The organism is Brachybacterium sp. p3-SID957 (assembly GCF_025144775.1).
Taxonomy (GTDB): domain Bacteria; phylum Actinomycetota; class Actinomycetes; order Actinomycetales; family Dermabacteraceae; genus Brachybacterium; species Brachybacterium epidermidis.
Map to the genome: position 1 here is coordinate 1 of NZ_JALXKT010000087.1, position 10,321 is coordinate 10,321.

The 10,321-nt window shown below is 63.9% G+C and carries 9 protein-coding genes; 3 read left to right on the forward strand and 6 right to left on the reverse strand.

The window, feature by feature from the left end; genetic code table 11:
* Positions 1 to 2,066: ATP-binding cassette domain-containing protein (locus tag M3B01_RS13820; RefSeq protein WP_259793023.1), on the forward strand; the 2,066-nt coding region annotated here is incomplete at its 5' end.
* A 447-nt stretch (positions 2,067 to 2,513) separates the two neighbouring features.
* On the opposite strand, the gene M3B01_RS13825 is transcribed toward M3B01_RS13820, so the two are convergent.
* From M3B01_RS13825 to M3B01_RS13850, 6 genes are all read right to left on the reverse strand, one after another.
* A complete protein-coding gene (locus M3B01_RS13825) occupies positions 2,514 to 2,981 on the reverse strand; it encodes a hypothetical protein (protein WP_259793025.1) in 468 nt (155 codons plus the stop codon).
* A gap of 1,755 nt (positions 2,982 to 4,736) precedes the next feature.
* Positions 4,737 to 4,967, reverse strand: a complete 231-nt coding sequence (locus tag M3B01_RS13830) for a helix-turn-helix domain-containing protein (RefSeq protein WP_396123381.1) — start codon at positions 4,965 to 4,967, stop codon at positions 4,737 to 4,739.
* Positions 4,968 to 5,050: 83 nt separating this feature from the next.
* Positions 5,051 to 5,371 carry a hypothetical protein gene (locus M3B01_RS13835; RefSeq protein WP_259793028.1) on the reverse strand — a complete coding sequence of 107 codons (321 nt, stop codon included), beginning with the start codon at positions 5,369 to 5,371 and terminating at the stop codon, positions 5,051 to 5,053.
* Between the two features lie 400 nt (positions 5,372 to 5,771).
* Positions 5,772 to 6,854: an erythromycin esterase family protein gene (locus M3B01_RS13840; RefSeq protein ID WP_259793031.1), complete on the reverse strand. Its 1,083-nt coding sequence runs from the start codon at positions 6,852 to 6,854 to the stop codon at positions 5,772 to 5,774.
* Positions 6,855 to 7,258: 404 nt separating this feature from the next.
* Complete coding sequence (locus tag M3B01_RS13845) at positions 7,259 to 7,618, reverse strand: hypothetical protein (protein WP_259793033.1); 360 nt, start codon at positions 7,616 to 7,618, stop codon at positions 7,259 to 7,261.
* Between the two features lie 9 nt (positions 7,619 to 7,627).
* Positions 7,628 to 8,071 (reverse strand): kinase, encoded by a 444-nt coding sequence (locus tag M3B01_RS13850; RefSeq protein WP_259793035.1) that lies wholly within the window; start codon positions 8,069 to 8,071, stop codon positions 7,628 to 7,630.
* A gap of 1,049 nt (positions 8,072 to 9,120) precedes the next feature.
* On the opposite strand from M3B01_RS13850, the gene M3B01_RS13855 reads away from it, so the two are divergent.
* Positions 9,121 to 9,747 carry a hypothetical protein gene (locus tag M3B01_RS13855; protein WP_259793037.1) on the forward strand — a complete coding sequence of 209 codons (627 nt, stop codon included), beginning with the start codon at positions 9,121 to 9,123 and terminating at the stop codon, positions 9,745 to 9,747.
* Positions 9,748 to 9,971: 224 nt separating this feature from the next.
* Positions 9,972 to 10,232: a helix-turn-helix domain-containing protein gene (locus M3B01_RS13860; RefSeq protein ID WP_259793040.1), complete on the forward strand. Its 261-nt coding sequence runs from the start codon at positions 9,972 to 9,974 to the stop codon at positions 10,230 to 10,232.
* The last annotated feature ends 89 nt before the right edge of the window (positions 10,233 to 10,321 follow it).

Sequence of the window (10,321 nt, forward strand, 5' to 3'; positions counted from 1 at the left end):
ACCTGGAGATCCCTGCGGGCCAGAAGGTGCTGCTGGCCGGGGCCAGCGGCAGTGGGAAGTCCACCGTGCTGCGCGCCCTGGCCGGTCTGCTCGACGAGCAGGCCGGTGACCTCGAGGGGCAGGCCGCACCGCCCTCGCGACCGGGTGAGCGCGGTCTGCTGCTGCAGAACCCCGCCCATGCCCTGGTGGCCGCCACGGTGGGCCGGGACGCCGCCTTCGGCCCGGAGAACGCGGCCCTGCCCCGCCCGGAGATCCACGAGCGCGCCGTCGAGGCCCTCGACGCCGCCCGCGTGGACGTGCCCTCGAGCAGGGAGCCGTTGGCCACCTCGGGCGGCCAGCAGCAGCGCATCGCCCTGGCCGGCGCCCTGGCGCTGGGGCCGGACGTGCTGCTGCTGGACGAGCCGACCAGCATGCTCGACGGTCCCACGGCTGAGGCCGTGCGCGAGGCGGTGCTCGAGGTCGCCGCGGGCCGCACCCTGGTGGTGGCCGATCACCGGCTCGAGGCGTGGCTGCCCCATGTGGACCGGCTGATCGTGCTCGGCAAACGCGCCACGGTCCTGGCCGACGGGGACCCTGACGAGCTGCTGGCCGCCCGTCCTCACCTGCTGGTCGCGGCCGGGATCGCGGTGGAGACCAGCACGGTCGATCGCCGGTCGGCTGATGGACCGGGCCCGGTGGTCGCGAGCCTGGCCGGGGTCGACGTGCACCGGCCCGGGTCCCGGCGGCGGCGACGGTTGGAGCAGCCCCTGCTGCGCGGGGTGGATCTGGAGCTGCAGGCCGGCACCATCACTGCCCTGACCGGCCCGAGCGGTGCCGGGAAGACCACCCTGCTGCAGGTGGTGCTGGGAGTGGCGAAGCCGGCTGCGGGGCGGGTGGCGCTGCCGTCGCGGGAGAGGATCGCCTCGGTGCCGCAGAACCCGGAGCACTCCTTCGTGGCGCCCACCGTGAGGCAGGAGGTCACCGCCTCCTCCTGGGCCACCGACGAGGCACTCGCCCAGCAGCTGCTCACGCGGGCCGGGCTCGCGGAGCTGGCCGAGGCGAATCCGTACACGCTCTCCGGTGGCGAGCAGCGGCGCCTGGCGATCATCGCGGCCCTCGCCCAGCAGCCGGATCTGCTGGTGCTGGACGAGCCCACCGTGGGTCTGGACGCGCAGCGCCGCCAGGCGGTGCTGGAGCTGCTGGAGCAGGCACGCGCCGAGGGCCGTGCCGTCCTGGTCGCCACCCATGATCCCGTGCTGATGCAGCGGGCCGATGCGCGCCTGGACCTTGAAGACGGAGCAGGCGGGGATGCGCCACCGGTCCCACCGGTCGGCTCCGACCCCTCCCCGGATCGCCGGATCGGTCCCGTGCCCCGCACCCGTTGGATCCCGGCCGACGCCCTGAACCCTCTGGTGCTGTGTCTGATCGGGATCCTCGCCGCGATCGGCTCCTTCGCCGTGGACACCTGGCAGGGCGGGCTGCTGGCCCTGGTGCCCACGGTGCTGCTGGCACCGCTGGCGATGCGCACCCTGGGCGGTGGTCTGCTGCGCCTGGCGCCGGTCCTGCTGTCCGCAGCAGGACTGGCCTGGACCACCGCGTTCCTGGGCGAGGCACCGTCACTGTCCACCGAGGCGTGGCTGCTGGGCGCGAAGGAGGCCGCCCGCATCACCGCCTTCGTCGCCCCCGGGGTGCTGGCGCTGGGCTCGGTGGACGCGACGGCCCTGGGGGATGCGCTCGGTGGACGGCTGCGCCTGCCGGCCCGGCCCATCGCAGCCTCCGTGGCGGGTCTGGTGCGGGCCGGCCACTTGGGCCGCCAGTGGCAGATCATCACCCAGGCGCGCGTGCTGCGGGGCATAGGCTCCCCCATCTCGCCGCGGCTGCTGGCCGGTGCCACCCTCGCCCTGCTGGTCGATGCGCTGCGGGGCGCGGAGCAGCAGGCACTGGCCATGGACGCCCGCGGCTTCGCAACCGCCACCACCCGCACCTGGGCCCTGCCCAGCCCCCTGCGCTGGCCGGACCTGATCGGTGCCGGGATCGGAGTGCTGCTGCTGGTGTGGCCGTTCGTGGCGGAGATGCTGGTGGGGTGAGCCCGGCTCACCCAGTAAGGCGCTGTTCATCCGTGCTGGCAGCGGCGCTGGCGGGCCACCGAGCTGTGCCACTGGGGTGGTCTGCTCGGCGAGTGCGACAGATGTGTCGCAGAAGGCGCGTACAGGACCCTAGTGGGAACCGTGGGATCAACTGGTCGCGGTGTAGTGCTGGGGTATGCCCAGTCAGGACAGTCGTCAAACGCAGGCCTCGCACGGCTCACGCGGTCGTTTCATGACTCGCCGACTTCGTGCGTCGACAGTCCGGCAGAGCGGCTGGTGCGGACGAGGAACGCTTTCGGCGCCGGGCCGACACGGGAGCTGCGGTGTGCCCGTCGACGACCTAGCGCACTGCGCCAACCGCTCCAGGCCAATCGCCCGCAATAAATAATCGCTGCTTGCTATTGCCCGGGCGTCGCAAACGCTCAACCTTCTTGAGGGTCGTAGCGACTAGCCCTTCTCGACCGCGAAAAGAAAGAACGCCATAACGATAGCCAGCGGCGGCAATAGTACGATGTACTTGATAACCGCCAGAGCGACCAAGCGCACGCGTGCCGCAGTGGATTTATCCGGCCACTTCTTCGCCGTATCCATCAGCATATAAGCTGCCAAGCTCACTATGGCCGGCATGAAAAGAAGTACCCAGTCAAGCCAATCGTTACCTGCCGTCTTCTCCATGAATATCTTCTGAAGCCCAGTGGTAAGCCAGCCTTCGCTAAGCACCTGCGATGCAGCAACGAGCAGCACACCCCCCACCAGCATGCCGAGCCGCAGATTGCGCAGCCCCTGGCCAACACTTAGCTCTCTTAGCCAAACAAGCTTGTGGAACCAAGACTCACCCTCTGGGGCTGCAACGAATCCCAGCACGATCGATGCCACGACTGACAGCGCACCAATCACCAGCAGCGCATCGCCCATACCCCCTCCTCCCTATTTGCAGCGCCAACCCGCGCTACGCCCTCGAGCTGGAAGATCCACGAGGCCGTGCAGCCGCGCTAGGTGATCTGTACGGCGAAGAATACAGGCACCCCTGGCAACACTGCGCGTGCCGACTCCCCCGCAACTGTCCCTCGTAGCGCCCTGGCACGCTCCTGCCGTGTCAGCCTCGGCGATGTCCGGCTGGCCCACACTGGGGCACCTCAGCAGGACAGTTACCCGCTAATCATTTACGGTTGCCAAAAGGGTCGGATTCGGCACTTCTGCGACACATCTGTCGCGCGGGGTATACCCCAGCAGGACATGGCTGCGGATGCCCCGACCCTCGTGCGGCAACAACTTAGAAGTTGATGGCACAGGGATATGGCGCATTCGGGTCTGCGGCGATAGCGCCCCTGCGGCACGCATGCCGCTGGGCCGCAAACTACCGTTTGTGACACATGGTCCAGGCGCTCCAGAACCGCAGGGTTCGACGGCGTAAGTGAGGTTGTCTTGCCCCTCTAGGTGGACTGAGGCTACCTTGCTGACCGCTCTCGTCGCAGCCGGCCTCCGTGTTCCGAGTCAGTTCTTCGATAGGCTCTCGATCTACGCAAACAGCTAGGACAGAACGAAGATGCGAGCATCGCCATGCCTTGAGACGTTCGGGGGCTACGACACTGCCTCCCGCTACCTGGTGAGACTGTGGGTCCCTGGGGGTAGTGATCGTGAACGCTGGCGCACTTCTGATTGGTGGTTGGACAGCGTTACGACAGCTGAGGACGCCATCCGCTGGGCACGTGAACGTAGCGGAGGGTCGCCAGCCGAAGTCTTCCTGCCGGACACGTCCGGCGCCCTGCTCCGCATATGGGGCGAAGAACCGGATGACGCCTCAACGACCGTAGCCATCTATCTCGCTGGTGACTGAGATCACGGTTGGGTGACGATTGTGCGGGCTCAAGTGCTTGAAGCTGATGGTGGGTGGACGCTCCCGTCATGGAACACTCAGAGGGCGCACAGCTCAGCTCAATTCGACGCAGGTTCATGACATTCGTTGCGGCCATCCTTGCTGCGTGCATGATTGTAATTGGAGGGGCCGCTACCGCCAATGCTGCCGTCGTGGTCGGCGTATGCAAACTGAAGATCGGCGACCCTCACGGCTCAACCCACGTATCCGGGACAATTAACACTCTCAGCAATATCACGTGCACTATCGGCATGCCCTCAGTACACATTCAAACATTCCTCTACAAGGAGCCCAGTAATATTGGACTGGCGCCGCCGATAGCGAAGTAGGCGTACCCGCGGGAAAGAAACTGCAAAGCAACCGGGCAGTTTCGTGCAAGGAGGGTCCCGCAAGTTTCCACAATAGGACTTATGTGCAGTTCACCTCTCCTCCCGTAGTTAATCCCTCATACCATTCGAATACGTACTACTCTCCCTGGCGCTCTGTTGCGTGCGGAGTAGCATTCGCTGCGCTCGATGACGGTCAGGATATCGTCGCGGACATATCAGTCATGAGTGATGGATCCATCGCTTTTGGAGATCCCTACGTAGAGAAGGTGCGCTGAGAGCTGCGAATCGTCGGAGCCGCGGCGAGCAGCACTGTAAGTAACATAGCGAGAAGGGCCAGCCTATGAGCTGACCCTTCTTCGCGTGTGGTTCTGCCTAGATGTTTCGGGCCGTGACGTTGTGGACGCTGGTCGGGGCGGGCGGTGCTCCTATGCGATGCAGCGATCTTAGCGTTACCGGTTACACAGCTTAAATGTTTTCCTGTGCGACTATTGGCGCAGTTTGCTCATAACATCGATGAATATATGCTTGCAGTTCGCGCCGCTCGGCGCGCCACTGACCCCGGCCCCCCACCTGGATCGCGCGTAGCGCACCCGAGCGCACAAGTGCGTACGCTTGGCTCCGGCTAATTGAGAGCACCGTCTGTACCCCCTCCAGTGCCATAAACCCGGCTTCAGCAGCATCCTCATCAGTGGCCATCTGTCCCCTTTTCGGGCTCGTTGGTAACGATCACGTGCGCTAGAAACCTAACGGCAATTTTCATAGGTGGAGAAGTGCAGGAGCTAGCTGTGTCGTAGCAGCCTCGAGGCGATCGCGGCAGCCGCCTGATGATACGCCCTGCGGCTGTCTTCCGAGAGATCCGCAAATTCGATCACGTCGCCACCCTTGAGGGCGTTGTCATACGGCACTGCGATCACCTCGGACACCAGCGGCGTGAACTCCTCGGCGATGCTCTGGACCACCTCCAGGTAGTCGGGGGTCGCCGCCTCGGCGCGCTCGATGTCGTGGAGGAGGACCACGGCCGAGGAAACCAGCTCCTCGTGCCCGTCGGTGATGAAAGCCCGCATCATCTTGCGGGCGGCCTTCGCGCTGTCGCCGCACACGCCTCACCGGCGGCGCCTGGTCCTGGGCAGGCGTCGCCGGCATTCTCGCCACCTTCGACTCCCCGCTCACAGACGTCGAACCCTCCGAACTACGAGACGCCATCCGGAACCTCGCCGACCGCGCCAGTCATATTCAGGCCAGCAATCACCGTTCTGCGATACGGACATCGGAAGCCGCACGCTGGCGCGAAGACCCCTCGTGACGTCGGCACCGACGATGACCAAGACTGGGAAACCCCAACAGGACAGTTACCGACAGTTAGCTTACGGTTGTCGATAGGGTCGGATTCTGCACTTCTGTGACACATCTGTCGCACTGGGTATACCCAAGTGAGCAGATCTGTGTCAGATCCGCCGTTTTGGACCCTGTGGGACGGGGAAGGCTACGGCGCCGTAGCTGTCATGCAGGGTCGGCCTCAACGGTCCTGATGTGTTCCATTGAGGTGTCTGCCACGCTGGACGGTAGATAGACGATTGCGTCGAAGTCCGTTGAGGGGCGTCGCAGCTCGACCTCTCGACTCGCAGCGGCTTCCGTGAGGCTGCTGTCGAGCCTCCATCCGATGAATCGTCGCGGACCGGGGTGCACGAACTCGGATGCGGTGACGAAGTCCGTCCGACGGGCTCGTAGGGCCATCTCGGTCGTATGTGGGCCGGCGGTGGGCAAGGGGACGCTCTGGTACTCCTTGGTGTTGGTGGAGGGGTCGATCGCGCGACAGGAGCCCTCTCCGCAGAGAATTCCGACCGAGGTGTACCTCGCGCCGATTCGCGAGTCGAGCACCTGCCCCATCGATGGTCCGCCGAAGTTGTCGGGGTTGCGGGCGACGTGCTCGTTGTGTGCCCACACGACGGTGATGCCTCGATCGGGAAGGTTCTCCAGCAGCGTCTCGGCCATGTGCGTGTCGCGTCGGTGAAGACCTTTCAGGTCTGGCTCGGCAAGATAGGCGTCGATGTAGCGCAGCAACTGGCGCGCGGCTGCTGCTGTGTGCGGCTCGCGATGACAAGCGAAGTGTCTGCAGACCCGGCGGGCTTCGTCGACTTCCGCCTCATCAATATCTTCGCGTAAAGCGATGCGGCGCAGGGACGTCGCCCTTGAGCCAGCGTCGAGCAGAGCAAACGCGGCATGGTGAGCGGGTTTGGAGTCGATGCCGAGGAAGCGAACGCGCTCGTGCGTGGGCAGAGCCGCGTTGATGGACTGCAGGCGGGCGATTCCCTCGCTGATACTGGTGGTGCGCCAGAGACTGAGAGCGTCACGCCAGACCTCTGCGAGATCGCCTCCATCGTTCAGGGCCCTGTTGACACGGGTTCCCACGATGTAGGAGTCCTCGAACGCGATCGCGCCAAGTAGACCTCTCGATGCGAGCTCGCAGATCAGATCGAACTTCCATGAGAAGACGTTCGCGCTTCCGTGGGTGGGCTCGCCCAGGCCGAGCACACCATTTGCCTGGACCAGGCGCAGGATTCGATCGGCCAAGCGTTCATTCACTGCCTCAGTCTCTCATCGAGGTTCCGACCGAGATCGCTCGACCGGCACCTGGTCCATTGGGATATACCCCACCTGCACGTAGTTGCCCGCAGTCCAGTTCTGATCGTGGACGCGTCGTTAGGCTAGACGCCTGTCGCGTCGGCCTAGTTCGATCACGGCTCGCAGGCCGACCGCGTCGGCTGAGTATCCCGGTTCTGCGGCGGATCTCCAGGCGCCGTAGAGCTCGTAGGCGTCCAGTGCCGTCTGTGGCCCGAGAGGCTCTGCGAGTGCTTCCAGTGCTAAAGGGGCGTCTGCGTCATATCGGGTCTCGGAGCGATGGTGAGTCGTCCCCACAGCTCGGTCGGCAGCGACCATGCGATGAACGAGTGCTTCTCGGATGACGCCCAGGGTGAGGTGGAGGGCGATCAGGTGGCTTCCGCGGCCGAAGCGCACCGCTGCAAGGGGGGTGTCGAAGCGGACGTCGTTGTCGGCAGGGGCGCGGGCAGCATCCAGGGCGCGCCGTGGATCGTGGCGTCGATCCGTCGGCCATCGTCGAGGACCGCGCGCACAACCTGTGCATCGCCGTCACTCGTCGACTGAAAAGCCCAGAGCCGTCCCTGTAGCGCCTCCTGAACGTCGAACGCTGCGCGGGAGGTGATGACGACGTCGAGGTCACTCCAGCCATCGAGCAACGCCGGGTCGGTCACCGATCCGTAGGGTTCGATGTCGGCGCCCGGAAGCGCATCTGTCATGGCGGCCAAGGAATCTGCTTGCCAGCTGCTCATCCCTGGAGGCTAAGGCGCAAGGCCCTCGAGGTCACCCAATATCCGCGCGACCAGCTCATCCTCGCTATGCCGCTCATCGAGGATGACCTCGCCGGGCAGTGCAAGCACGTCGTTTGAGGCATACCAGGGGGCGACCTGTTCATCGCTGACATGGTCGGCGATGGGCTTCAGCGAGTGGCGCCGGAGCGTTTCCGGGAGGCTGACATCGAGGTAGTACACGAGTGACGGCCCGTCATGGCCGGCGATGAGCCGCTCGCACATCTGCTGATAGCGGGCCGATCTAAAGATGCCCTCGAGGACGGTGATGCGGCCACGCGCCAGACAGTGGCGCACCATTACCTCGGCCAGGCTGATGGTGTCGCCCGGTCCCGAGTCGTGCTCCCACAGCAGTTCCCGGCGTACATGGTCCTGGCCGATCACGGCGACGCGGCCGCGCGGCAACTCGCGTTGCACTAGCGACTGTGGACTTGCCAGACGCGGAATTACCGCGAAGGATCACGAGCGCTGGCACCAAGGTCACCCGTCCATCATGCCGCCCTCGGGGAACCGAGGGCGGCCAGAGCGGTCTTTGCTCGGCTGCTCAAGACGGAGCTGATGCGCGATCGCATACCAGCGCGGCCCGGGCAGCCGAGGTGCCGTCCGGGCGGAAGGGACTGACGCACACAGAGGCGTCCCGCTGGGCGTCGCGCGGTACCTTCCAAACTGGGGCACCCCAGCAGGACAGTTACTAGACGATCATTTACGGTTCCCAATAGTGTTCAGAACTTCACTTTTGCGACACATCTGTCGCACTGGGTATACCCCATGCGACAGTCCGACCGGGAGCGCGGCGTGCAGCGTGCGGCGGCACAGGGGACTCGATTGTCACAGTTTGGTCACAGTCCATACGGGTTCGACGGAGCGGCGGTAACTTTACGCTCATCGAGACCTTAGGGGGAAGCACGGAAACACAGGAGCGAACGTCCAAACACTTTACGTAAGCGAATCCTGTCGAGAATTATCGCCACGTTGTGCGCGCTAGCATTTGTGGCTGGTGGCGCCACGGCAGCAAATGCCGACTATTTCGCGGGGGGAATGCCTTCGACGAAGAACTCCGTAAAGTACGTCGGGGTCAACTCATCGTACGTCACTAAGTTTGACAATGCGCGCTTCCGGTGGAACTCCCTGCCCGCTGTCACGTTCGGTAAGTCCAGCGCTGCGCAGAACACCATGACCGCTGCACGGTACCCCCATTCTTGGTACGGCTACTACACCGCGTACGGCCCGCGGAATAGATCACGCACCTTCAAAATCCAAGTGAACGCTCGCACAATCCAAGAGGCCTCGGGAAGTAACATGTCTAAGTGGATCGACAGTACTTCTACACACGAACTCGGCCATGCCCTTAGCCTGGCCGACAACCCCAAGACCTCAAAGGCTTCATTGATGAAGCACAGCCGTAATCGAGCAATGGTAATCAGTCCCCAGCCGTATGACGTGTCTGAAGTGAATAGGATCTACTGATGCATACTCCTCGCGCACTTATTACACTCAGCGCCGCGTCGGCGGTAGCGCTGCTCGGAGCCTCCTGCGCCAGTCAGCCGAGTTCCGAGGATCCGGCGAGTGAGTCGGTTGTCCACCTTTCAGCAGATTATCCGGAATACGGAAGCACCGAAGCCGCGCTCGAGGCAGCGGACGTAGTCGTTGTAGGCACGGTGGAGTCATCTCGCGACCTGATCGAGTATCCAGAGATTAATGACTCTGGGGCGGGGCTGGAGAATCCGCAGTCTGAAGTGGAGGTTTCTAACGAGGATCTTGAAGCGATGGCAGTTGTGACTACGGTGACAACCATTAGAGTTTCCGAGGTTATCTCGGGAGACGCTGAGGTAGGCGATTCCGTAGAGGTCTCACAGCTAGGCGGAACCAGCGAGGGTGTGACTTACATCGAAGACAGCACTACCTTTATCGAAGAGGTTGACTCACCTGAGGTCCTCCTTCTTCTGAATGACTTCGGTGAAGGCAGATACGACTTGGTGAATCCCATTGAAGGCATCTATGGGGTCTCGGATGGAGAGTTTGAATCGCTTCCCGGGGTCGATGTTGACTCGGAAATGAGTTCACTTGAGGAGGTTCGCGAATTCACTGAGTGATCACGGTGTTTCCGGCACGGACGGTTCGCTCAACGCTCTAAAAGCGGGATCCCTGGGGGTCGCGGGCCCCCAGCCGCCCTCATGTATCAAACCAGAAGGAGCCTGCCAGTGGTGGGCTCCTTCTCTTTCCCCTACAACATTGACCGGTGGTGTCATAGCGTCGAAGCAACACTCCCGGTCGGTGGGGGTCTGATCGGTGAGGTGCACGGGGGGCGCGAGCGGGGCTGACGTTCAGTGACAGGTCGGAAATCTCCACAGCGTCGAAAGCGGGCTGGTCCGTGCGGAGGATCGCTCGTCACCTGGGGCGCTGCCCGTCGGTGATCTCCAGGGAACTCTACCGGAACTCGACGAATACCCGCGGCTACCAGGCCGTGAGGGCGGACGTGGCCGCGCAGCGACGGCGGGCTCGCGCGCAGCAGCGGAAGGTCGCGGGTGTGTCCCCTAGCGTGGTGGCAATCCCCGGGGTGGCGTGGAGCTGCTGGTAGGCGATGAAGGGTCATCGCGGGACCTCCCACATCGACCAAGAAATAGGGACCCGCGATGACCCGTCACCAGTCTGCCCTGTCTGCTCTCG